Origin of the sequence: Rhodobacter capsulatus SB 1003 (assembly GCF_000021865.1) — a bacterium.
GTDB classification, from domain to species: domain Bacteria; phylum Pseudomonadota; class Alphaproteobacteria; order Rhodobacterales; family Rhodobacteraceae; genus Rhodobacter; species Rhodobacter capsulatus_B.
This window is the reverse complement of record NC_014035.1, coordinates 46,576-68,130: the sequence shown is the minus strand read 5'-3', so window position 1 is coordinate 68,130 and position 21,555 is coordinate 46,576. Positions and strand designations below refer to the sequence as shown.

23 protein-coding genes and 1 riboswitch are annotated in these 21,555 nt (G+C 66.4%); of the genes, 15 read left to right on the top strand and 8 right to left on the bottom strand.

All coding sequences use genetic code 11. The features are described 5' to 3' along the window. Window positions 1-22 precede the first annotated feature (22 nt). From RCAP_RS17895 to RCAP_RS17880, 4 genes are read left to right on the top strand one after another with little or no spacing between them, the layout of a single operon-like run. A complete protein-coding gene (locus RCAP_RS17895) occupies window positions 23-313 on the top strand; it encodes an ArsR/SmtB family transcription factor (protein WP_013069311.1) in 291 nt (96 codons plus the stop codon). Continuing rightward, a complete protein-coding gene (locus RCAP_RS17890; protein ID WP_013069310.1) occupies window positions 310-1,365 on the top strand; it encodes a permease in 1,056 nt (351 codons plus the stop codon). Before RCAP_RS17895 ends, RCAP_RS17890 begins: the two co-directional genes overlap by 4 nt. An 11-nt stretch (window positions 1,366-1,376) precedes the next feature. Then, window positions 1,377-1,616 (top strand): thioredoxin family protein, encoded by a 240-nt coding sequence (locus RCAP_RS17885; RefSeq protein ID WP_013069309.1) that lies wholly within the window; start codon window positions 1,377-1,379, stop codon window positions 1,614-1,616. A 1-nt stretch (window position 1,617) separates the two neighbouring features. Continuing rightward, complete coding sequence (locus RCAP_RS17880) at window positions 1,618-2,007, top strand: rhodanese-like domain-containing protein (protein ID WP_013069308.1); 390 nt, start codon at window positions 1,618-1,620, stop codon at window positions 2,005-2,007. A gap of 2 nt (window positions 2,008-2,009) precedes the next feature. On the opposite strand, the gene arsB is transcribed toward RCAP_RS17880, so the two are convergent. The 3 genes from arsB to RCAP_RS17865 all read right to left on the bottom strand — a co-directional run bounded on the left by arsB (window position 2,010) and on the right by RCAP_RS17865 (window position 4,088). Further along, window positions 2,010-3,056, bottom strand: coding sequence for an ACR3 family arsenite efflux transporter (gene arsB, locus RCAP_RS17875; RefSeq protein WP_013069307.1), 1,047 nt, complete (start codon window positions 3,054-3,056; stop codon window positions 2,010-2,012). After that, window positions 3,053-3,373, bottom strand: coding sequence for an ArsR/SmtB family transcription factor (locus tag RCAP_RS17870; protein WP_013069306.1), 321 nt, complete (start codon window positions 3,371-3,373; stop codon window positions 3,053-3,055). The genes arsB and RCAP_RS17870 overlap by 4 nt, the downstream gene beginning before the upstream one ends. 214 nt (window positions 3,374-3,587) lie before the next feature. Further along, window positions 3,588-4,088 (bottom strand): RrF2 family transcriptional regulator, encoded by a 501-nt coding sequence (locus RCAP_RS17865; protein ID WP_013069305.1) that lies wholly within the window; start codon window positions 4,086-4,088, stop codon window positions 3,588-3,590. 126 nt (window positions 4,089-4,214) lie between these two features. Here RCAP_RS17865 and RCAP_RS17860 point away from each other — a divergent pair, with 126 nt between their 5' ends. From RCAP_RS17860 to RCAP_RS17815, 10 genes are read left to right on the top strand one after another with little or no spacing between them, the layout of a single operon-like run. Then, the gene (locus RCAP_RS17860; protein ID WP_013069304.1) at window positions 4,215-4,634 is read left to right on the top strand and encodes a hypothetical protein; all 420 of its coding nucleotides are present in this window, start codon (window positions 4,215-4,217) and stop codon (window positions 4,632-4,634) included. Then, entirely contained in the window at window positions 4,634-6,802 is a 2,169-nt protein-coding gene (locus RCAP_RS17855; protein WP_013069303.1) for a NosR/NirI family protein, read from the top strand. Before RCAP_RS17860 ends, RCAP_RS17855 begins: the two co-directional genes overlap by 1 nt. 18 nt (window positions 6,803-6,820) lie before the next feature. Further along, window positions 6,821-8,767 carry a TAT-dependent nitrous-oxide reductase gene (nosZ, locus tag RCAP_RS17850; RefSeq protein ID WP_013069302.1) on the top strand — a complete coding sequence of 649 codons (1,947 nt, stop codon included), beginning with the start codon at window positions 6,821-6,823 and terminating at the stop codon, window positions 8,765-8,767. A gap of 3 nt (window positions 8,768-8,770) precedes the next feature. Then, a complete protein-coding gene (locus RCAP_RS17845) occupies window positions 8,771-10,090 on the top strand; it encodes a nitrous oxide reductase family maturation protein NosD (protein WP_013069301.1) in 1,320 nt (439 codons plus the stop codon). After that, window positions 10,065-10,952: an ABC transporter ATP-binding protein gene (locus tag RCAP_RS17840; RefSeq protein ID WP_013069300.1), complete on the top strand. Its 888-nt coding sequence runs from the start codon at window positions 10,065-10,067 to the stop codon at window positions 10,950-10,952. The genes RCAP_RS17845 and RCAP_RS17840 overlap by 26 nt, the downstream gene beginning before the upstream one ends. Then, on the top strand, window positions 10,949-11,770 hold the full coding sequence (locus RCAP_RS17835) for an ABC transporter permease (protein ID WP_013069299.1): 822 nt from the start codon (window positions 10,949-10,951) through the stop codon (window positions 11,768-11,770). Before RCAP_RS17840 ends, RCAP_RS17835 begins: the two co-directional genes overlap by 4 nt. Next, window positions 11,767-12,327 (top strand): nitrous oxide reductase accessory protein NosL, encoded by a 561-nt coding sequence (locus RCAP_RS17830; protein WP_013069298.1) that lies wholly within the window; start codon window positions 11,767-11,769, stop codon window positions 12,325-12,327. The genes RCAP_RS17835 and RCAP_RS17830 overlap by 4 nt, the downstream gene beginning before the upstream one ends. Further along, the gene (locus RCAP_RS17825) at window positions 12,327-13,235 is read left to right on the top strand and encodes an FAD:protein FMN transferase (RefSeq protein ID WP_013069297.1); all 909 of its coding nucleotides are present in this window, start codon (window positions 12,327-12,329) and stop codon (window positions 13,233-13,235) included. Before RCAP_RS17830 ends, RCAP_RS17825 begins: the two co-directional genes overlap by 1 nt. 52 nt (window positions 13,236-13,287) lie before the next feature. Then, a complete protein-coding gene (locus tag RCAP_RS18720) occupies window positions 13,288-13,686 on the top strand; it encodes a hypothetical protein (protein ID WP_013069296.1) in 399 nt (132 codons plus the stop codon). Between the two features lie 30 nt (window positions 13,687-13,716). Next, on the top strand, window positions 13,717-15,135 hold the full coding sequence (locus tag RCAP_RS17815) for a PepSY-associated TM helix domain-containing protein (RefSeq protein WP_013069295.1): 1,419 nt from the start codon (window positions 13,717-13,719) through the stop codon (window positions 15,133-15,135). A 33-nt stretch (window positions 15,136-15,168) separates the two neighbouring features. Here the strand turns inward: RCAP_RS17815 and RCAP_RS17810 are convergent, their stop codons facing one another. Continuing rightward, window positions 15,169-15,435 (bottom strand): hypothetical protein, encoded by a 267-nt coding sequence (locus RCAP_RS17810; RefSeq protein ID WP_013069294.1) that lies wholly within the window; start codon window positions 15,433-15,435, stop codon window positions 15,169-15,171. A gap of 122 nt (window positions 15,436-15,557) precedes the next feature. On the opposite strand from RCAP_RS17810, the gene RCAP_RS17805 reads away from it, so the two are divergent. After that, a complete protein-coding gene (locus RCAP_RS17805) occupies window positions 15,558-16,778 on the top strand; it encodes an NnrS family protein (protein ID WP_013069293.1) in 1,221 nt (406 codons plus the stop codon). A gap of 168 nt (window positions 16,779-16,946) precedes the next feature. On the opposite strand, the gene RCAP_RS17800 is transcribed toward RCAP_RS17805, so the two are convergent. From RCAP_RS17800 to RCAP_RS17785, 4 genes are all read right to left on the bottom strand, one after another. Next, on the bottom strand, window positions 16,947-17,348 hold the full coding sequence (locus RCAP_RS17800) for a type II toxin-antitoxin system VapC family toxin (protein WP_013069292.1): 402 nt from the start codon (window positions 17,346-17,348) through the stop codon (window positions 16,947-16,949). Continuing rightward, the gene (locus RCAP_RS17795) at window positions 17,348-17,590 is read right to left on the bottom strand and encodes a type II toxin-antitoxin system Phd/YefM family antitoxin (protein ID WP_013069291.1); all 243 of its coding nucleotides are present in this window, start codon (window positions 17,588-17,590) and stop codon (window positions 17,348-17,350) included. Before RCAP_RS17795 ends, RCAP_RS17800 begins: the two co-directional genes overlap by 1 nt. Before the next feature lie 356 nt (window positions 17,591-17,946). Then, on the bottom strand, window positions 17,947-20,007 hold the full coding sequence (locus RCAP_RS17790) for a TRAP transporter permease (RefSeq protein WP_013069290.1): 2,061 nt from the start codon (window positions 20,005-20,007) through the stop codon (window positions 17,947-17,949). Between the two features lie 83 nt (window positions 20,008-20,090). After that, window positions 20,091-21,101, bottom strand: a complete 1,011-nt coding sequence (locus RCAP_RS17785; protein ID WP_013069289.1) for a TAXI family TRAP transporter solute-binding subunit — start codon at window positions 21,099-21,101, stop codon at window positions 20,091-20,093. Between the two features lie 210 nt (window positions 21,102-21,311). Further along, window positions 21,312-21,538, top strand: a riboswitch (cobalamin riboswitch). Window positions 21,539-21,555: the final 17 nt, after the last annotated feature.

Genomic DNA, 21,555 nt, shown 5'->3' with positions numbered 1-21,555 from the left:
GCGAAAGCGCAAGAGGTGTCCGATGATTCTTTCCGTTCTGACGGCCTTGGCCGAGCCGACCCGGTTGGCGGCGATGATCCGTCTTGCGGACGGGCGCGAGCATTGCGTCTGCGAGTTGATGGCGGCGCTTGATGCCACGCAAAGCCGGATGTCACGGCACATGCAGGCGCTGAAACAGGCGGGGCTGGTGGTGGACCGGCGCGACGCGCAATGGGTGCGCTATCGGCTGAACCCGGAGATGCCGCCCGAGATCCGCGCCGTGCTGACCGCCGTTCTCGCCGCCGCCGCCACCGCGGAAAGGAGCGCCGCATGAGCGATCAAACGCTTTCGACACGCCCCGCCCCTGCCTGGGCCTGGCACCTTGGCCTTGCGCTGGCGTTGATCTTCTGGGCGCTGGTCTACCGCCAACTCTCCCCCGCCGCCGAGGCGCTGACCGCGCTCTTGCCCATTGATCGTCACAGCCGCACCGGCGAGGCCATCGCGTTTTTCCTTTACGATCTGCCCAAGGTGCTGATGCTGCTTTCGCTCATCGTGTTCTTGATGGGCTTGCTGCGCAGCTGGTTCTCGCCCGAGCGCACCCGCGCCCTGCTGGCCGGGCGGCGCGAGGGGGTGGGCAATGTCATGGCCGCGGCCCTGGGCGTGGTGACACCGTTTTGCTCCTGCTCGGCGGTGCCGCTCTTCATCGGGCTTGTCTCGGCGGGGGTGCCTTTGGGGGTCACTTTTTCCTTCCTGATCTCGGCGCCGATGGTGAATGAGGTGGCGCTGGTGCTGCTCTTCGGTCTCGTCGGCTGGCAGGTGGCGGCGGTCTATTTCTTCTTCGGGCTCGCCGTCGCCATCGTCTCGGGCTGGGTGATCGGGCGGCTGCATCTGGAGAGCTGGTTGCAGGATTGGGTGCGCGACATTCATTCCGGCGCCAGCGCCCCCGCGGCCTTCGAGGGCGACCGGCTGACCATGGTGGACCGCTACCGCCTGGGCCTTGCGGCGCTGCGCGAGATCGTCGGTCGGGTCTGGATCTGGATCCTTGCCGGGATCGGCATGGGGGCGCTGATCCACGGCTATGTGCCCGAGGATCTGATGGCGCGGATCATGGGGGCGGAGGCCTGGTGGTCGGTGCCCGCCGCCGTGGCAATCGGCATTCCGATGTATACCAATGCCGCCGGCGTGATCCCGATCATCGAGGCGCTTTTGGGCAAGGGCGCGGCCTTGGGCACCGCTCTCGCCTTCATGATGTCGGTGATCGCGCTTTCGCTGCCCGAGATGATCATCCTGAAACAGGTCCTCAGCCTGCGGTTGATCGGCGTCTTCGTGGGGGTGGTGGGCAGCGGCATCCTGGCCGTGGGCTATCTGTTCAACTTTCTGTTCTGAAAGGGTAAATCATGGAAATCAAGGTGCTGGGCACGGGCTGCGCCAAGTGCAAGGCCACCGCCGATCTGATCGCGCAGGTGGCGGCCGAGGCGGGCAAGCCGGTCGAGATCGTCAAGATCGAGGAGATGCGCCAGATCGTCGGCTATGGCGTGATGACGACGCCTGCCGTGGTGGTGGGGGAAAAGGTCGTTCACAAGGGCGCGGTGCCGAGCCGCGATCAGGTGCTGGTCTGGCTGCAAGAGGAGGCGTGAGATGACCCAGGTCGATCTGCCCGAGGCGCGCGACGCCTGCCCGACCACGGCGCAAAAGCGGCTGGCCGAGGGGGCGCTGCTCGTCGATGTGCGCGAGGCGGACGAGGTTGCCGCCTGCGGCTTTGCGGGCTGCGCGGTGATGACGATTCCGCTGAGCCAGTTCGAGGCCCGCTTTGCCGAAATCCCGCGCGACCGCGAGGTGATCCTCGCCTGTGCCACTGGTGATCGCAGCCTCAAGGCCACCTATTTCCTGATGTATCAGGGCTATGCGAAGGTGACGAACATGAAGCACGGGCTGGCCCGCTGGGTCGCCCGGGGCTTTCCCGTCACCGGCAGCGCCACAGCCGTCAGCGCGGGTGGTTGCGGCTGCGGCTCCGGGACGTGCTGCTGAGATCAATGCCCGGCCCGCGCCCGCACGGCGGGGCCGCTTTCATACCAGGGCTTGGTGCGGGCCACGATCCGCACCACCGAGAGCATCACCGGCACCTCGATCAGCACGCCGACCACCGTGGCCAAAGCGGCCCCCGAGGTGAAGCCGAACAGGCTGATTGCCGCCGCCACCGCGAGTTCGAAGAAATTCGACGCCCCGATCAGCGCCGAGGGGGCGGCAACGCAATGCGCCTCGCCGGTCACGCGGTTGAGCCAATAGGCAAGCGCCGCGTTGAAATAGACCTGAATGAGGATCGGCACCGCGAGAAGCGCGATCACCAGGGGCTGGGCCAGAATCTGTTCGCCCTGAAAGCCGAAGAGCAAGACCAGCGTGGTGAGCAGCGCAAGGATCGACACCGGACCAAGGCGCGAGAGCAGCCGTGGCAGCGCTTCGCCGCCTTCGGCCAGCTTGCGGCGGCGGATCCATTGCGCCACCGCCACCGGCACAAGGATGTAAAGCACCACCGACAGCACCAGCGTCGCCCAGGGCACGGTGATCGCCGAAAGACCCAGCAGAAACGCCACGATCGGCGCGAAAGCCACGACCATGATCGCATCGTTCAGCGCCACCTGGCTCAGCGTGAAATGCGGCTCGCCGTTCGAGAGGTTCGACCAGACGAAGACCATCGCCGTGCAGGGGGCGGCGGCGAGCAGGATCAGCCCCGCGATGTAGCTTTCGATCTGATCCGCAGGCAGGAAGGGGCGGAACAGGACCGACAGGAACAGCCACCCCAGCGCCGCCATGGAAAACGGCTTCACCGCCCAGTTGATGAACAGCGTCACCCCGACGCCGCGCCAGTGGCGGGTCACCTGACCCAGCGCGGCGAAGTCGATCTTGAGCAGCATCGGAATGATCATCAGCCAGATCAGCACCGCGACGGGCAGGTTGACGCGGGCGATCTCCGTCGCGCCGATCACGCGAAAGATGGCGGGGAACATCTGCCCCAGCGCGATCCCCGCACCGATGCACAATGCAACCCAAAGCGTCAGATAGCGTTCAAAGAGGCTCATGGAATGTCCTTTCCGGCGGGCAGGCAGCACGCCCCCTCGGGCGGGGGCGTCAGGCTGGCAATGAACGCGCCCAGAGGTGCAAGGGCGGGGGGGCTGAGTGCGTAGCAGATGCGCGGCCCGTCGATTTCGCCGGTTATGATCCCGGCCGCCTTCAGGATGCGCAGATGTTCCGACACCGTAGATTGCGCCAGCCCGACCGCCTCCACGATCTCGCCGCCGATGCAGCCCGGCGTGGCAAGCAGCACCCGCAGGATGCGCAGCCGGGCCGGATGCGCCAGCGATTTCGCCAGTTCCGCAAGTGTGTCGTCGGTAACCATCTATAGCCCCTTTTTCGTCAATCGACGATAGGCGATGAAAGAGTGCGCCGCAAGAGGCAGGCGGCTGGACGCTGTTTGCGAAACCCGCGTTTCGGTGGTCTGGCGGCCGCGAGAATGCTGCACCGAAGACGCCGATCCCGCGGCAGCGCCGCGGCGGTCAGGCCGGGATCAAGGTTCCGGCGCGGAGGACGTTCGAAGCTTTACATAACATTGCTTATGACACTTTGCCCGGGCTCAAGCCGGGCCCGTCCTGTGTTGCGGGTCTTTTCGGGCCGCGCAGCGGTTGCGGGCCCGCGGCGGGCAGCAGGAAATAGGCAGGCCGCAGCATCGCATCGGCCAGGGTGTATTTGCCCAGCACTGCCAGAAAGGCCGCTAGCGCCTCGTTGGCGACATTGGGCAACCGACAGGGACGGGAGATCCGGCATTCATTGCCGGTCAGATAGCATTCGAACAGGCCGAAATCCGGCTCGGTCGCCAGAATCACCTCTGACAGATTGATCTCTCCGGGCGGCCGCGCCAGGGTGAAACCGCCGTTCCGCCCCTTGCTCGACAGCAGAAATCCGCCGCGCGACAGGGTCAGAACCACCTTCTTCACATGCGCCCGCGAGATTGCGAACCACTCCGCCACCTCGTCGATGGTCACCCGGCTCTCGGGCTTGCCGGCGGTATAGATCAGCAGGCGCAGGGCGTAATCGGTGAAGGTCGTCAGGCGCAAGGGCCACCTCTGAACGGATGCACATATCTTGACGCGAAATCGCGGCCGGGTCGAGATCCGATAAAAAGGATATTCCACATGACTTAAATCAAGGCCGATGGCAGGATCCCTCCTTAGGGAGAGATCATGACCTTCACCGCGCCCCTTGCGCGGCGTCTGACGCCGCTGGCCGCCCTGGCCCTTCGCCTGAGCCTCTGTCTGGCTCTGGTGCTGGCGGGCGCCTGGGGGGCGGCGGCCTGCGCGGCGCAGGCGGGGCTGCAACCGATGGAAATCTGCTCGGATGCGGGCGCGCGCGACGTGATCTGGCTTGATGCCGAGGGCCATGCCGCCCCGGCGCCCGGCGCCGCCGATTGCGCCGCCTGCCCCGATTGTCTTGCCGCCGCCGCCGGGGCGCTGGTGCCGCCTCCGGCCCGGCTGACAAAGGTCGCCGACACCCGTTTCGACCCCCTCTGGATGACCGCCCGCGCCGAGATGCCCGCGCGGCCCGATCCTGTTCCCGCTGCCCGCGGCCCCCCGTGCGCGGCCCCTGTCCGGATGATTTCCTGATGCGCAGACCGACCTTTTTCCTTTCCCTTTGCTGCGGGCTGGTGTTCGGGCTTTTGGCGGTGCTGTCGGGGCCCGCGCGGGCCGCGGAAACCGTGCTGGAAAAATACCTGCCGCAGATCGCGGCCGCAGATCTTGTCCCGGGCGCCGACGGTTTCGGCCCCCTGCGCGAGGATCTGGCGGTTGCCCCGGTGCTGCAGGGGCAGACCCAACTCGGCTGGGTCTATGTGACCTCCGATTTCGTCGGCACCACCGGCTATTCGGGCAAGCCCATCCATGTGATGATGGCGCTGGACCCCGCGGGCAAGGTGATCGGCGCGCAGTTGGTCAAGCATTCCGAGCCGATCGTTCTGGTCGGCATCCCCGAGGCCAAGGTCAAGGCGCTGGTCGGCTCCTATATCGGCGTCGATCTGCCGAAAGCCGCCGCCGACAAGGCCACGGCGCATGATCTGCAGATCATTTCGGGCGCCACGGTCACGGTGATGGTGATCGACGATTCGATGCTGCGATCGGGGATCAAGGTCGCCCGGGCGCTTGGCCTGGGTGGCATGAGCGCCGAGGTGGCGAGTGGCCCGAAGGCCGAGATCAACCCGGAGGCCCCTGCCCCCGAAGGCTGGCTGTCGATGCTGGGCGACGGCACGGTGCGGCGGCTGTCGCTCGATGTCGGTCAGGTGAACGAGGCTTTCGCGGCCCTGCCCGATCCGCGCGCCGCCGCCCGGGCGCTGCGCGAGCCGCCGCAGACAAGCTTCATCGACCTGAATCTGGCGCTGGTCTCGGTGCCCGGCATCGGCAAGGCGGTTCTGGGCCCGGCCGAGGCGGCAAACCTGCAGGCCTGGCTCAAGCCCGGCGAAGCCGCCGTGGCCGTGGCGGCGAACGGGCTTTATTCCTTCAAGGGCTCGGGCTATGTCCGCGGCGGCATCTTTGACCGCATCGTGCTGGTGCAAGATGACGTGACGGTGCGGTTCCATGACCGCGATCACCGCCGTCTGGTCTCGCTTGAGGCCAAGGGCGCCCCCGGCTTCACCGAAACCGACCTGTTCCGGATCCCGGCCGATCTGGGCTTTGACCCTGCGAAACCGTTCCGGCTGCAGCTTCTGGTGCAACGCCCGGTGGCGGCGACGGATAAGGTCTTCACCACCTTCGATCTGGGCTATCAGCTGCCTGCGGGCTATCTGAAACCCGTGGCCGTGGCGGCGCCCGCCCCGGTCGAGGAAACCGCGGCGCAGGCCGATCTGTGGCGGTCGATCTGGGCGGGCAAGCGCCTTGAGATCGCCGTCACCGGGGCGATGCTGACCGTTCTGACGCTGGTCTTCTTTTTCCAGAACGCGATGACGCGCAATGCCCGGGCCTTCTTCTGGTTCCGCATGAGCTTCCTGACGGTGACGCTGGTGTTCCTGGGCTTTTACGCCAATGCGCAGCTTTCGGTGGTCAATCTGATGGCGCTTTTCGGCGCGCTGACCACCTCCTTCAGCTGGCAGGCCTTCCTGCTTGATCCCTTGACCTTCATCCTGTGGTTTGCCGTCGCCGCCGCGCTGCTGTTCTGGGGCCGCGGCGCCTATTGCGGCTGGCTTTGCCCCTTTGGCGCCTTGCAGGAAATCACCAACCGCATCGCCCGCGCCCTGCACATTCCGCAATGGACCCTGCCCTGGGGCCTCAATGAACGGCTTTGGCCGATCAAATACATGATCTTCCTTGGGCTGTTCGGGGTCTCGCTGGGCTCGATCGAACAGGCCGAACATCTGGCGGAAATCGAGCCCTTCAAGACCGCGATCATCCTGAAATTCGTGCGCGCCTGGCCCTTTGTCGCCTATGCCGCCGCGCTGCTGCTGGCCGGGCTTTTTGTCGAGCGGTTCTATTGCCGCTATCTCTGCCCGCTGGGCGCGGCACTCGCCATTCCGGCGCGGCTGCGGATGTTCGACTGGCTCAAGCGCTACCACGATTGCGGCAACCCCTGTCAGGTCTGCGCGCATGACTGCCCGGTGCAGGCGATCCACCCCACGGGCGAGATCAACCCGAACGAATGCGTCACCTGCCTGCATTGCCAGGTGCTTTACCAAAGCCACGCGCGCTGCCCGGTGGTGATCCGGCAGGACAAACGCCGCGCCGCCGTGGCGCCGACATCGGCGTCGGTGCCGCGCGATCTGCGCAACCATCCCCATACCCCTCACTGAACGAAAAGGAGTTCGACCATGACCGAGGAAACCAGATCCGGCATCAGCCGCAGGATGCTTCTGGGCGCCACCGCGGGCGGCGCGGCGCTGGCGGGCGGGCTTGCCGGCCGTCTGGCGCTTGGCACCGGGATCGGCGCGGCGACGCTGGCCACCGCGGCGCAGGCCGAAGGCGCCACGGGCGGCTTCGAGGTCGCCCCGGGCCAGCTGGACGAATATTACGGCTTCTGGTCCTCGGGCCAGTCGGGCGAGATGCGCATTCTCGGCGTGCCCTCGATGCGCGAGCTGATGCGGGTTCCGGTGTTCAACCGCTGCTCGGCCACCGGCTGGGGGCAGACGAATGAGTCGCTGCGCGTGCATCAGCGCGCGATGACCGAACACACGAAGAAATTCCTCGCGGCCAACGGCAAGAAGATCCACGATCAGGGCGATCTGCACCACGTCCACATGTCCTTCACCGAGGGCAAGTATGACGGCCGCTTCCTGTTCATGAATGACAAGTCGAATACCCGCGTCGCCCGGGTGCGCTGCGACGTGATGAAATGCGATGCGATCCTCGAAATCCCGAATGCGCACGCCATCCACGGGCTGCGGCCGCAGAAATGGCCGCGCTCGAATTACGTCTTCTGCAACGGCGAGGATGAAACGCCGCTGGCCAATGACGGCGCGACGATGGACGACGTGGGCACTTACGTGAACATCTTCACCGCGGTCGATGCCGACAAGTGGGATGTGGCGTGGCAGGTGATCGTGTCCGGCAACCTCGACAATTGCGACGCCGATTACGAAGGCAAATGGGCGTTCTCGACCAGCTACAACAGCGAAATGGGCATGAACACCGCCCAGATGACCGCCTCGGACATGGACCATGTCGTCGTCTTCAACATCGCCGAGATCGAAAAGGGCATCAAAGCGGGCGACTATCAAACGCTCAACGGCGTCAAGGTGATCGACGGCCGCAAGGGCTCGAACAAGAACTACACCCGCTACATCCCCGTCGCGAACAACCCGCATGGCTGCAACATGGCCCCCGACAAGGTGCACCTGTGCATCGGCGGCAAGCTCTCGCCCACCGTCACGGTGATCGACGTCACGAAGCTGGACACGCTGTTTGCCTCGGATGTCGATCCGCGTTCGGTCGTGGTGGCGGAACCGGAACTGGGGCTGGGCCCGCTGCACAACGCCTTTGACGGCAAGGGCAATGTCTATACCTCGCTCTTCCTCGACAGCCAGGTGGTGAAATGGAACATCGATCTGGCCAAGCGGCTTTACGCGGGCGAAAAGGTCGATCCGATCCTCGACAAATGCGACGTGCAATATCAGCCGGGCCACCTCAAGACCTCGATGGGCGAGACCCTCGAGGCCGATGGCAAGTGGCTGGTTTGCCTGTGCAAATTCTCCAAGGACCGGTTCCTGAACGTCGGGCCGCTGAAGCCCGAAAACGACCAGCTGATCGACATCTCGGGCGACAAGATGAAGGTCGTGCACGACGGGCCGAACTTCGCGGAACCGCATGATGCGATTGCCGTGCATGCCTCGAAGATGACGGGCATCAAATCGATCTGGGACCGCAACGACCCGTTCTGGGCCGAGACGCGCAAACAGGCCGAGGCCGATGGCGTCGATCTGGACGACGAACAGGCCTTTGTCATCCGCGACAAGGCCGATCCGACCAAGGTCCGCGTCTACATGTCGGCCGTGGCGCCGAACTATGCGATGGAAAGCTTCGAGGTGAACGAGGGCGACGAGGTGACGATGGTCATCACCAACCTCGATGACATCGACGACCTGACGCATGGCTTCACCATGGGCGGCCACGGCGTGGCGATGGAGATCGGACCGCAGGCGACCTCGTCGGTCACCTTCGTCGCCGCCAATCCGGGCGTCTACTGGTATTACTGCCAGTGGTTCTGCCACGCGCTGCACATGGAAATGCGCGGCCGCATGTTCGTGCGTCCGAAGGCGTAACCGATGCGGCTGCCCTGTCTCTCTCTCCTCCTGATCCTGCTCGCCTGCCCCTTGCAGGCAGAAACGGTCATGGTGTTCCCGGGCAAGGCAGCCCTGCAAGGCGCGATCGCCACGGCCCGCCCGGGCGACGTGCTCAAACTGGCGGCGGGGTCCTATGGCCCCGCCGTCATCGACAAATCCCTTACGCTTGACGGGCAGGGCGGCGCGGTGATCGACGGCAACGGCCGCGGCACGGTGCTGACCGTGACCGCCGATGACGTCACCCTGCGCGGGCTGACCGTGCAGAACTCGGGCCGCCGCAACGAGGAGATCGACGCCGGGATCAAGGTGGTCAAGGGCGTGGCCCGCACGCTGATCGAGGGCAACCTTCTGCGCGACAACCTGCACGGGATCGACTTTCACGGCGCCATCGACGGCACGGCGCGGCGCAACACCATCCTTGGGCGGCAGGATGCGCACATGATCGCGCGGGGCAACGGCTTTTACGTCTGGAACGCGCCCGGCGTGCTGATCGAGGACAACGAGGTGCGCTGGGGCCGCGACGGCATCTTTTCCAATGCCTCGAAAAAGGACATCTACCGGCGCAACACCTTTCGCGATCTGCGCTTTGCCATCCACTACATGTATACGAATGACAGCGTGGTCGAAGACAATATCTCGATCGGCAACCACCTTGGCTTTGCGATGATGTATTCGCGCCGGGTGCAGGTGACGGGCAATATCTCGCTGATGGATCGTGACCACGGGGTGATGCTGAATTCCACGAACGATGCCGACGTGATCGGCAATCTGGTCATCGGCGCGGCGAAATGCACCTTTCTTTACGATGCGAACAAGAACCTGATCGCGGAAAACCGCTTTCAGGGCTGCGACATCGGCATTCACTATACCGCCGGATCGGCACGGAATGCGGTGACCGGCAATGCCTTTGTGGGCAACCGCAATCAGGTGAAATATGTCGGCACCCGCGATCTGGAATGGAGCCTGGACGGGCGCGGCAATTTCTGGTCCGACCTTGCCGCCTTCGATCTGAACGGCGACGGCTTTGCCGATCAGGCGTTCCGGCCGAATGACCTGATGGACCATATCCTGTGGTCGCAACCCGCGGCCGGGCTTCTGATCGGCGCGCCCGCGGTGCAGCTGATCCGCTGGAGCCAGCAAAGTTTCCCCGCGACGCTGCCCGGCGGCATCGTCGACAGCCATCCGCTGATGGCGCCCCTTGAAATCCCCCTTGCCCCCGAACTGGCCGCGGCTGCGGCGGAACTGGGCGACCGCTGGACGAAAGACACCGAAGAAGATGCTGAAACTGACCTCGCTCACTAAGCACTATCAGGAGGTTGCGGCGCTCAGTGCCGTCAGCTTCCAGGTCGCCCCCGGCGAAAGGGTGGCGCTTTTGGGCCATAACGGCGCGGGCAAATCCACGCTGATGAAGATCGTCCTCGGCCTGATCCCGTTCGACGGCGGGCAGGTCTCGGTTCTGGGGGCGGCGCCGGGATCGGCGCAGGCGCGGGCGGGCGTGGCCTATCTGCCCGAAAACGTCGCCTTTCACCCCGCCCTGACCGGCGAGGAACAGATCCGACTTTTTCTGTCGCTGCGCGGCGAGGATCCCGGGCAGGCGCGCAGCCTGCTCGATCGGGTCGGACTGCATGGCGCGGCGCGGCGGCGGATCGGCACCTATTCCAAGGGGATGCGGCAGCGCGTCGGGCTGGCGCAGGCGCTGGTGGGGCGTCCGAAACTGCTGATCCTTGATGAACCGACCTCTGGCCTCGATCCGGTGTCGCGGCGGGATTTCTATGCGCTTTTGGACGAACTGGCGGCCGAGGGCGCGGCGATCCTGCTCTCGTCGCATGCGCTGACCGAGGTGGAGGCGCGGACCGACCGGATCGTGATCCTGTCGGGCGGGCATCTGGTGGCGACGGGCACGCTGGCCGGTCTGCGCGCCGCGGCCGATCTGCCGGTGACGCTGCAGATCACCCCGGCGTTCGGGCAGGTCGAAACCGTCGCCCTTGCCCTGCCCGAGGCGGTGCTTTCCGGCGCGCAGTTTCATCTGAACGTGGCGCAGGGGCAGAAGCTGGCCTGGCTGGGCCGGATTGCGGCTCTGGGCGCGGCGGTGACCGATCTCGACCTGATCCCGCCCTCGCTTGAAGACATCTACAGCCATTTCAGCCGGAGGGACGGGCAATGACGGCGATCCTTGCGCTGGCGAAAGCCGAATTCCGCATCGCCGCGCGCAACCGCTGGCTGGCGATTGCCGCCGTGCTGATGGTGATCTTCGCGCTGATCCTGACCGCGGCGGGCTCTGGCCCCACCGGCAGTCTGGGCGTGGACCGGCTGTCGGTGACGGTGGCCAGCCTGACCAGCCTCTCGGTCTATCTGGTGCCGCTGATCGCGCTGTTGCTGTCCTTCGACGCGGTGGCGGGCGAGGCCGAACGCGGCACGCTCTCGCTCATCCTGACCTATCCGGTCGGGCGCGGGCGGATCCTGGCGGGCAAGGCGGCGGCGCATCTGGCGATCCTGATGCTGGCGCTGGTGGCGGGCTATGGCGCGGCGGGGGTGGCGGCCGTGCTGCTCGATCCGGCCTCGGTCGCGGGGCTTGGCGCGCTGTTGCGGCTAATCTGGACCTCGGTCGCGCTTGGCGCCACTTTCCTTGGGCTGGGCTATGCGATCTCGGCGCGGGCCAGGCGGCCCTCGGGGGCGGCGGGCCTGGCGATCGGGCTCTGGCTTCTGGTCGTCGTGCTTTATGATCTGGCGCTTCTGGCCGCGGTGGTGGCAGACAATGGCGGCTTTTTCACCAGACAGGTCTTTCCGCTGACGCTGCTGGCCAATCCGGCCGATGCGTTCCGGCTTTACAACCTGGCCGCCTCGCAGGCGACGGCGGTCGCCGCCGGGGTCGCTGCCGCCGCGCAGGCGGTGCCGGTCTGGCAATCGGCGGCCTCCGTCCTTCTGTGGCCCCTCGTCTCGGGCGGGCTTGCCCTTCTCTCGTTCAAAAAGGTCGTGCCATGAAACGCTTCCTCCTTGCCTTCTGCCTGCTGGCCGCCTGCCGCGAGGAGGCCGCGATCCCGCAGCCGGTGTCGCTGACCCCCGAGGCGGTGGGCTATTTCTGCCAGATGAACATTCTCGATCACGGTGGCCCGAAGGCGCAGGTGCATCTGGATGCCCACCCCGGAAAACCCTTGTTCTTCAGTCAGGTGCGCGATGTCGTCACCTATCTGCGGATGCCCGAAAAGGATGGCGCGGTGCAGGCCAGCTATGTCACCGACATGGGCGCGGGCGATTGGACAAAGCCCGGCAGCCTGCCCTGGATCGCCGCCGATACGGCGGTTTATGTGGTCGGCAGCTCGCGGCTGGGCGGGATGGATCAGCCCGAAACCGTGCCCTTCGCCCGGACCGAGGATGCCCGGGCCTTCATCGCCCAATATGGTGGGCAGCTGATGCGGCTTTCCGAAATCCCCGAGACCGTTCTGGCCCCCGTCCCGCCCGAGGTGCAGGCGGCAGAAGAGGCCGATTACCGGGCGCGGATGCAAAAACACGACCATGCGAAGATGCAGGGGGGGATGTGATGACCGATTTCAGCCGCCGCCGGTTTCTGAGCATTTCCGCCGGGATCGCCGCCCTTGCCGCCAGCCCGCTCGCCGCCGCCAGCCGGGTCTGGGAGGGGATCGCCCTTGGCGCCCGCGCCCGGATCGTGATCGACCACCCCGAGGCGGCGGCGATCACCGCCGAAGCCGCCGCCGAGATCGCGCGACTGGAGGCGGTGTTTTCGCTGACCCGGGCCGACAGCGCGCTGAGCCGGCTGAATGCGGCCGGTCGGCTGGAAGATCCGCCCTTCGAGCTGCTCGAATGCCTGGCGCTGGCGGGAACGGTCCATGCTGCGACGGCGGGGCTCTTCGATCCGACGGTGCAGCCGCTCTGGACGCTGTATGCGACCCGGTTCGGCGCCGGTCTTGCCCCGGATGAGGCGGAAATCGCGGCGGCTTTGCACCGGGTTGACTGGGGTTCGGTGCGGTTCGACAGCGGCGGGATCCGGCTGGCCCCCGGACAGACGCTGACGCTGAACGGCATTGCGCAGGGTTTCATCGCCGACAAGGTGGCGGCGCTTTTGCGCGGCCGCGGGCTGGAGCGCATCCTGATCGACACCGGCGAGATGCGCGCGCTTGGCCCGCAGACCGATGGCACGCCCTGGCCGATCACCTTGGCCGCAGGCGGTCAGGTCGCCTTGCAGGATCGCGCGCTGGCCAGTTCCTCGGCGCTTGGAACGACCTTCGACAGCGCCGGGCGGGTCGGTCACATCCTGCATCCGGGGACCGGCCGCCCGGCGCCCGCGGTCTGGAAGCTGGTGACGATCACCGCGCCCGAGGCCGGTCTGGCCGATGCGCTCTCGACCGCGGCCTGTCTGATGCCGCGGGCCGAGACGATCCTGCAGGCCGTGACCCGGTTTCCGGGGGCGCGTGTAGAACATCTGGCCTGACCCGGTCTGCGCCATATTGACGCATGACGGCGGCGTGATTACTGCGAGAGACATGAAAGCACCGGCCTTCAGAAAGCTTGACCGGCTTGCCGTCTGGACGCTCGTTCTCGGGCTGGTTCTGGCGGCGCTGCTGCCGCCCGCGGTGCGGCCGCTGCGCGCGGCTTCGGGCACGCTCGAGATGGTGCTGTGTTCGGGCCATGGCCCGGTGTCGGTGATCCTTGATCTTGACAGCGGAAAGCCGCTTGATCGGCTGCCCGCCTCCGATGACCGGCATTGCAGCTGGGCCTGCTGCCATCTGGCGGCGCCGGTTGCCGCGCTGCCCGCGGGCTTGCCGCTGCCGGTGCGGATGGCGCGGGCCACCCGGATCAAACCGCCCCCGACGATCCTGCGCGACGGCCATGTGACCGGCCTGCCGCCCGCCACCGGCCCCCCCGTGACTGCCGTGACCTGACCAGAGCTCACGACTTTCACAGGAGACATCATGACCGATCTACCGCCGGGGGCCACGCCCCCCGAGGCGCAGCCGCGCCTGAACAGCTTTTACTTCACCGCCTGGCGCTGGCATTTCTACGCCGGGCTTTACGTCGTTCCCTTCCTGCTGATGCTGGCCGTCACCGGGGCGCTGATGGTGTGGTTCACCGCCATCGATTCGGAATATGGCGACCGCATCGCCATCGCCCCCGCGGCGCAGGCCTTGGGCGTCGGCGCGCAGATCGCCGCCGCCGAGGCTGCGCATCCGGGCAGCCGGGCCGACAAATACATCTCCCCGCGCGACGACCGGACCCCGGCGATCGTGCGGGTAGAGGACGGCGAGACGGCGCGGATGCTGGCCGTCGATCCCTATTCGGGCGCGGTCGTTTCCGATCGTCCCGAGGCGGGCACCTGGAACGACTGGCTGACCAACCTGCATGGCGAGCTGCTCTGGGGCGGCAATGGCGGGCCGGGGGATACGCTGGTGGAAATCGCCGCCAGCCTTGCGGTGATGATGCTGGCCAGCGGGCTTTATCTGGCCTGGCCGCGGCAGGGCAAAGGCTGGCGCGCGGTGCTGGTGCCCGATCTGGCCGCGCGGGGGCGCAGCTTCTGGAAGTCGCTGCATGTGACGACCGGGGTCTGGGTCGCGCTGTTCCTTGCGTTTTTCCTGCTCACCGGCATGAGCTGGACCGGCGTCTGGGGCGGCAGGATCGTGCAGCCCTGGTCCAGCTTTCCGGCCGCGAAATGGGATGCGGTGCCGCTTTCGGACGCAACCCATGCCGCGATGAACCATACCGCGCAGGAAGAGGTGCCCTGGGTGCTGGAACTGGTGCAGCTGCCCGCCTCGGGCTCGCAGGCGGGGGTGCAACTGCTGCCGCCGGGGACGCCCGTCACCTTCGAGACGGTGATGGCGGGGGCCCGGGCGCTTGGCTTTGACGCGCGGGTGCAGGTTTCGGCGCCCGCCGATGCGACCGGGGTCTGGACGCTGTCGCGCGATTCGCAAAGCTATGACAGCCCGACCCCGACCAGCGACCGCACCGTGCATCTTGACCAGTATACCGGCAAGGTGCTGGCCGATGTCCGCTTTGCCGATTACCCGCTGATGGGCAAGATGATGGCGGTGGGGATCGCCCTGCACGAGGGGCAGCTGGGCTGGTGGAGCGTCGCGCTGAACCTGCTGATCTGCGCCGGTCTGGTGCTGTCCTGCGTCGCGGGCGTGGTGCTGTGGTGGAAGCGTCGTCCGGTTGCGGCCGGGCGTCTGGCCGCGCCGCCGCGCGGGCCGCAGGCGCGGCTCTGGACTGGCGGGCTTGTCGTCGCGGTGCTGGTCGGGCTGGCCTTTCCGCTGGGCGGGGCGGCGATCCTTGCGGTGCTGGCGCTCGATGCGCTGCTGCTGCGCCACGTTCCGGCGCTGAAACGGGTCCTGTCCTGAGCCCCCTTGCCGCCCCGGTTGTCCGGGGCGGCGTCAGATCCCGCCAGCCTCGGCAATCAGGCTTCGGACCCAGCGCGCCGCCAGCACGCTGGCATGCAGGCCAAAGGGCAGCGCCCAAAGCAGCGCCGCCGTCGGCGACAGCGCGGCAAAGCCGAGCGCCTGCCCCATCAGTCCCAGCATGAACAGGTTGACCGCCACCGCCGCGGTGACAAAGGGATAAAGCAGCAGCCCCAGGCGGGACAGGCGCGGCAGGCGCCCGGGGATCGCTGCCGGGGGGGTGGTGCGGGACGATGTCGTCATCAAGGCCTCCATGCCTTTCCCGTTTCCGTGATCCCCCGCCGCTCGCGGGCCTTCCTTGACTTTCATCAAGGGGATCAAGGCGCTTTGCGCCAAGCTGCGCACAGATCGCGAAAGGACCTGCCATGACCGCCCTCAAACGCCTTTTTTCCGAAGGCTTCCGTCTGTTTTTCCTGCTCTCTGCCGTCTGGGGCACGGTGGCGATGCTGGTCTGGGGGCTGTGGCTTGCGGTGCACGCGTTTGGCGGCATGATGGAGCTGCCCGCCGATATGGTGCCGCAATGGTGGCATGGCCACGAGATGATCTTCGGTTTCGGCGCGGCGGCGACGGCGGGGTTCCTGCTGACGGCGGTGCCGAACTGGACCGGCGCCGCCCCGGCCGGGCCGCGGTTCCTGATCCTGGCCGGGGGGCTGTGGCTGGCCGGACGGGTCGGGATGTGGCTTTGGGGGGCGCTGCCCGCGCCGCTGGCCGCCGGGCTTGCGCTGGCTTTCCTGCCGGTCCTGACCGGGCGGATCTGGCTGATGCTGCGGGCGGCGCCGAAACCGGCCAATCTGCTGGTGCTGGGCGTCGTGGCGCTGATCTGGGGGGCGCAGCTGCGGGTGCTGCTGGATCTGCTCGGCTGGCCGATGGGCGATGCCGTCGCGGGGCTGCACGGGGCGCTGGCAACGCTGATCGCGCTGATCGTCATCATCGGCGGGCGGATCACCCCGGCCTTCACCCGCAACGCGCTGGCGCGCCGGGCGATGCTGGCGGGCGCGGCCCCGGATCTGGGCAAGCCCCGGGCCCCGGGCCTGCCGGTCAGCTTCGCACCGGCCGACAGGCTGGCCGTCGGTGCCGCGATCGCCGCCGCGCTGGCGATCACCCTTGGCCTGCCGGATCCGGTGATCGGCACGGCGGAACTGACCCTTGGCGCGGCCCAGCTGATCCGCATCGCGCGCTGGCAGGGCTGGGCGGTGCGGGGGGAGCCGATCCTGGCCGTCCTGCATGCGGCGATGGCGCTGGTGGGCTTCGGCGCGCTCTTGCAGGGGCTGGCCGCCTTCGGCATCGGATCTCAGATCGGCGCGCTGCATTTTTCCGCCATCGGCGGCATCGGCACGATGGTCAGCGCGGTGATGAGCCGCGCCACGCTCGGCCATACCGGCCGCCCGCTGGTCGCCCCCTTCCCCGTCGCGCTGGCCTATGCGCTGATCCCGCTGGCCGCGCTGCTTCGCTGGGCCGCCGCCGTCGGGCCGCTGGCGCTTTACACTCCCGGCACGATCCTTGCGGCGACGCTTTGGGCGCTGGCCTTCATGCTGATCCTGATCGCGCTTGCGCCCCTGCTGCTGGGTCCGCGCCCGCATTCCTGAATGCAAGCGGTGCATCGGCCCGATAAACCCCGATTTTCGGCCCCTCGAATGATCGGAACGATGGCGGAGGCGGCGCTGACCGGCTGAGCGCCGGGTTCGGGACCGCTGCCGGGGCCACGGATACCGTGCCTGGCTCTCATGTCTCGGCGCGAATTCCGCACAAGGCCCTTAAAATGGGTTCTCCAACATCGCTCCGGTCGGGGCGAAATCGCTGACATTCCCGGTCACGACCGTTGCGCCGTGGCGCAGCGCGGAGGCGGCGATCATGAGATCCGCGCCATTATGTCCGATGGCGGCGGACAGCTGGCCCCAAATCCGCGCATCCTCCGCCTCGAAAGGAAGCAGGCGGTCCGAAAACATCAGAACGGTGCGATCCAGCCAAACGCGAAGGTCGCGCGCAAAGTCGGGATCACGCGGGTCCTGCAAACGAATGCCGCGTTCGATCTCGCCCAGCGTGATGACGCTCAAAAAGAGATCCTGCTCCGCTTTTCCGCGCAGCCAGGCGGCCACCTTCGGCGCGCGGTCGGGACGACGCACAGCAGAAATGACATTCGTATCAAGGATGTACATCAGAAGTCCACATTGCGCGGGGCAACAGTGGCCCGGGGCACATCGCCCCCGGGAAACGCCATCAGATGATCCGCAAAGCTTTCGCGCGCTTTCACCGCCCCGGCCAGAAGTCGTCGATACTCCTCTACGGAAACAACCACCACCGCGGGCTTGCCTCTACGGCTCACCTCTTGCGGCTGACCCGCAAGCGCAGCTTCGACCACCGCGCTGAACTTGTTCTTGGCATCCTGAACGGTCCACATCAACGCACCCATCTGGCTAGCTGGCTAGACATATAGCTAGGACTGCCGCCGCATTTCGTCAAGTGGCCCGTTCAACACCGTCAGCTAAGGCGATCTGCGGGAGGGGATCACCTTGCGATCCTCCACCTCGGCAGCGGGTCCATCGCGCCGCGGGGCGTTTCTTGATCAGCCAGCCACGGTCTCTGAAGGCCGCCATCTCGCGCTGGACTGTCCGGGTCGCAGAGTCGGCAAGTTTTGACACGATCTCGGCGGAAAGCGGCTTTTCGCGGATGACGCATGGCGCAGCAAGAGAGCTGTCATTCCGTCATCGGGAAAGGCCGGCCTTCCGGCAATCACGGCGCTTTGGGGACTTTCTGTCAGGGGACGGCGGGCGATCGGGGGCGGTCCGCAAGCCATTGACGCAGGGTCACCGCCGCCAGGATGGCCGCCCCGATCACGGTGGAGATGATCTCGGGCGCGATCATCAGCAGCGCCGCAATCGGCAGAGCCACCCGTTCGATCAGCAGCAGCGGGCGCAGCAGCCAGTTGGTGATGGCCGCCGACAGCGCGATGATGCCAAGCACGGCCCCGCTGAACGCCAGCGCGAACGATCCCCAGCTGAAATCTGCCGTCACCAGCAGCAAGGACGGCGAGAACACGAACATGAACGGCACCAGCGCCTTGCCCATCGAAAGGCGGAACGCGGTGTTGCCGGCCTTGAACGCATTGGCCCCGGCGATCCCCGCGGCGGCATAGGCGGCCATCGCCACCGGGGGCGTCACATCCGCCAGCACGCCAAAGTAGAACACGAAGAAATGCGCCACGAGCGGCTCGACATTCATCATCGACAGGACCGGGGCCGCCACGGCGACCATGATGATGTAGTTTGCCGTCGTCGGAATCCCGCAGCCCATCAAGATGCACACCACCGCCGTCATCATCAGCGTGAACAAGAGTGCGAGCGTGGACATGCTGAACAGTTCGATCGGCAGGAAGGCGAGGAAAGCATGGGTGCTTTCCGCCCAACCCTGGGCCACGCTGGTCAGCATGAACGCGATCTTGAAGCCGATGCCCGTCAGCGTGACAACCCCGATGACAACCCCCACCAGCGCCGCAGCCGCCGTCACGGCAAGCGCGCCCTTGGCGCCCGAGATGAAGCTCTCGTAGATGCCCGCGGCGAACTCGCGGATGCCCTTGGCCAGCCCCGCCGCCATCACCCGCTGAATGGCATAGATCACGATACAGGCGGTGATCGCCCAGAAGGCGGCCAGAAACGGCGTGCGCCCCGACATCAGCATGTAAACCAGCAGGATCAGCGGCAGAATCGACAGCCAGCCCTCGCGCAGCACCCGCATCGCATTGGGCAATTCTTCCTTGCGCAGGCCGCGGATGCCCAGTCGCCGGGCCTCCAGATGCACCTGCACCAGCACCCCGAAAAAGTGCATGAAGGCGGGCACGATGGCCGCAATCAGGATGGTGCGCAGCGGGATGCCCAGATATTCGACCATCAGGAACGCCACCGCCCCCATCACCGGCGGGGTGATCTGACCGCCGGTGGAGGCGGCCGCCTCGACCGCCGCCGCGAAATGACGCCGGAAGCCGATCTTGATCATCGCGGGAATGGTCAGCGCGCCGGTGGTCACCGTATTGGCGATGGACGAGCCCGAGATCGAGCCCAGAAGCGCCGAGGACACGACCGACACTTTCGCCGGACCGCCGGAAAAGCGCCCGGTCAGCGCCGTCGCCAGGTCAATGAACAACTGACCCAGCCCGATACGCTGCGCCATCGCCCCGAACAGCACGAAATGGAACACATAGGTCGCGATGACACCCAGCGCGGTGCCGTAGACACCCTGCGACGACAGGTAAAGGTGGTTGACGATCCCCGACCAGTCCGCTCCGGGATGCACGAAGATCCCCGGCATCGACTGGCCGAAATAGGCATATCCGATGAACATCAGCGCGATGAGGGGCAAGGGCCAGCCCATCGACCGGCGCACGGCCTCAAGCAGGGTCACCAGAAGGATCGTCCCCATCGCCACGTCGATCTGCAGCGGATTGCCGATGCGGAAGGCAAGCTGATCATAGATCCACGGCACATAAAGCGCGCTGACCAGTGCCCCGATGCCGAAAAGCCAGTCCGTGACCGGCAGGCCAAGCACGGCAAAACCATGCGTCCTGTGGCGCCGAGAGGACAGCGCGGCAAAGCTGAGGAAGATCAGCAGCAGCGACACCCCCATGTGGATGCCGCGATGGGTGGTGGCGCGCGGAATGCCGAAACCGGAGGTATAGTAGTGATAGCAGGCCAGCGCGAAGAGGATCACCCCCGCCAGAGTGGCCACGGGCCGCGTGACGGTGCGAAAGCGCGCTTCGGGATCGAACTGTTCTTCGATCGCTGCAAGCTCCGCTGCGGTCATCGCGCGTTTGCCGTCACTCATCGGGGTATCCTCAAGGCTCGTGTAGATAAAGGAACGCGATCGGCGGTCGCGATCGCGTTCCCGGTCGGTTCAGAACAGGCCGATCACTTGATCGCGCCGACTTCCCTATAGAACTTTTCGGCGCCCGGATGGAACGGGATACCCGCGCCCTGCACCGCATTTTCCAGCGTGATGAACTTGCCCTTGGAATGTCCGTTGGCAAACAGCTTCTGGGTGGTCTCGTTGAACATCGCCTTGGTGATGCCGTAGACCAGCTCTTCGGAGAGATCGGCCGAGGTCACCAGCTGCGCGCCCACCGACAGGGTGGGCACTTCGGCGTCCTGGCCCTTGTAGGTGCCCGCCGGAACCACGTCATTGGCGAAGAACTTGTATTCGGCGCGCAGCGCATCGACCTCGGGGCCGGTGATCGGAACCATCACCACCTCATGCTGGCTGGACAGTTCGGCGATCGCACCGGCCGGATAACCGCCCACGAAGAAGAACGCGTCCATCGCCCCGTCGCGCATCCGGTCCGAGGCCTGATCGGGTTTCAGATATTCCGGCGTGATGTCGGCTTCGGTCAGGCCGAAGGCGCCCAGAATGATCTTGGCATCGACCAGCGTGCCCGATCCCGGCTCGTCAAGCGACACCCGCTTGCCCTTGAGATCGGCAACAGAGGTGATGCCCGACGCCTTGGTGGCGACAAGATGGATGCTTTCGGGGTAAAGGGTCGCGATCAGCCGCAGCTTTTCGACCGGCGGCTGACCTTCCCAGATGCCGGTTCCGGTCTGCGCCCAGAAGGCGACGTCGGACTGGCTGAAGCCTGCCTCAAGCGTGCCGCCGTTGATCGAATTCACGTTGCCGACCGACCCGTTCGAGGCCACGGCAGTGGCGATCAGCCCGGGCACGCCGCAAGACCCGCCATCCGCGCAGGCGCGCGATCCCGGCGGATTGGAAATCGCGTTCGCGATCAGGCCGCCGATCGGATAGTAGGTCCCGGCCGTGCCTCCGGTTCCGATCCTGAAAAACTGCAGGTCTTGCGCCACAACGCCCTGCGCCATCAGGCCGACCGCAAGCGCGGCTCCCGCAAGGGATTTGAAAGAAACGAATTTCATAGGTAGATCCTCCAGGACGTCGGTGGGGTAGATGCCGCTGCGAGCAAGCAGACCCTCCCGACCGTAAGGGATGATCCGCGTCAGGTCCAGCTTCGACGGCCAGGCAAGACTTTCCGGCAGGCCGTCGAGAGACGGCGGAGCGCGGCACCGCGGCGCGAGGGCGAGGCGGCCGGGCGTTCCGGACAGCTTGACCTTCCTGTCCCGAACTGGCAGCCTTCGTCCGTGCATGGTGCCATCGCAGATCCGATGGCAGGGAACAGGACAGCCATCCCGCCTGCGGCTTGCAGGAGGGCAAGAGCCAAATCCGACCGCCCCCGCGACTGTGAGCGGCGAGCCGACCCGAAAATCCACTGTGGCCCGGACTGACGCCGGACATGGGAAGGGCGGGAAGGCAGCGACCCGCAAGTCAGGAGACCGACCTTGCAGTCTGGCTCAGCCGTCGGGTGTGACGGAT

Excerpts from the sequence above, each read along its gene's own strand:
- RCAP_RS17895 (WP_013069311.1), top strand. The coding sequence starts at position 23 with ATGATTCTTTCCGTTCTGACGGCCTTGGCCGAGCCGACCCGGTTGGCG.
- RCAP_RS17890 (WP_013069310.1), top strand. The coding sequence starts at position 310 with ATGAGCGATCAAACGCTTTCGACACGCCCCGCCCCTGCCTGGGCCTGG.
- RCAP_RS17885 (WP_013069309.1), top strand. The coding sequence starts at position 1,377 with ATGGAAATCAAGGTGCTGGGCACGGGCTGCGCCAAGTGCAAGGCCACC.
- RCAP_RS17880 (WP_013069308.1), top strand. The coding sequence starts at position 1,618 with ATGACCCAGGTCGATCTGCCCGAGGCGCGCGACGCCTGCCCGACCACG.
- arsB (WP_013069307.1), bottom strand. The coding sequence starts at position 3,056 with ATGAGCCTCTTTGAACGCTATCTGACGCTTTGGGTTGCATTGTGCATC.
- RCAP_RS17870 (WP_013069306.1), bottom strand. The coding sequence starts at position 3,373 with ATGGTTACCGACGACACACTTGCGGAACTGGCGAAATCGCTGGCGCAT.
- RCAP_RS17860 (WP_013069304.1), top strand. The coding sequence starts at position 4,215 with ATGACCTTCACCGCGCCCCTTGCGCGGCGTCTGACGCCGCTGGCCGCC.
- RCAP_RS17855 (WP_013069303.1), top strand. The coding sequence starts at position 4,634 with ATGCGCAGACCGACCTTTTTCCTTTCCCTTTGCTGCGGGCTGGTGTTC.
- nosZ (WP_013069302.1), top strand. The coding sequence starts at position 6,821 with ATGACCGAGGAAACCAGATCCGGCATCAGCCGCAGGATGCTTCTGGGC.
- RCAP_RS17845 (WP_013069301.1), top strand. The coding sequence starts at position 8,771 with ATGCGGCTGCCCTGTCTCTCTCTCCTCCTGATCCTGCTCGCCTGCCCC.
- RCAP_RS17840 (WP_013069300.1), top strand. The coding sequence starts at position 10,065 with ATGCTGAAACTGACCTCGCTCACTAAGCACTATCAGGAGGTTGCGGCG.
- RCAP_RS17835 (WP_013069299.1), top strand. The coding sequence starts at position 10,949 with ATGACGGCGATCCTTGCGCTGGCGAAAGCCGAATTCCGCATCGCCGCG.
- RCAP_RS17830 (WP_013069298.1), top strand. The coding sequence starts at position 11,767 with ATGAAACGCTTCCTCCTTGCCTTCTGCCTGCTGGCCGCCTGCCGCGAG.
- RCAP_RS17825 (WP_013069297.1), top strand. The coding sequence starts at position 12,327 with ATGACCGATTTCAGCCGCCGCCGGTTTCTGAGCATTTCCGCCGGGATC.
- RCAP_RS18720 (WP_013069296.1), top strand. The coding sequence starts at position 13,288 with ATGAAAGCACCGGCCTTCAGAAAGCTTGACCGGCTTGCCGTCTGGACG.
- RCAP_RS17815 (WP_013069295.1), top strand. The coding sequence starts at position 13,717 with ATGACCGATCTACCGCCGGGGGCCACGCCCCCCGAGGCGCAGCCGCGC.
- RCAP_RS17810 (WP_013069294.1), bottom strand. The coding sequence starts at position 15,435 with ATGACGACATCGTCCCGCACCACCCCCCCGGCAGCGATCCCCGGGCGC.
- RCAP_RS17805 (WP_013069293.1), top strand. The coding sequence starts at position 15,558 with ATGACCGCCCTCAAACGCCTTTTTTCCGAAGGCTTCCGTCTGTTTTTC.
- RCAP_RS17800 (WP_013069292.1), bottom strand. The coding sequence starts at position 17,348 with ATGTACATCCTTGATACGAATGTCATTTCTGCTGTGCGTCGTCCCGAC.
- RCAP_RS17795 (WP_013069291.1), bottom strand. The coding sequence starts at position 17,590 with ATGTGGACCGTTCAGGATGCCAAGAACAAGTTCAGCGCGGTGGTCGAA.
- RCAP_RS17790 (WP_013069290.1), bottom strand. The coding sequence starts at position 20,007 with ATGAGTGACGGCAAACGCGCGATGACCGCAGCGGAGCTTGCAGCGATC.
- RCAP_RS17785 (WP_013069289.1), bottom strand. The coding sequence starts at position 21,101 with ATGAAATTCGTTTCTTTCAAATCCCTTGCGGGAGCCGCGCTTGCGGTC.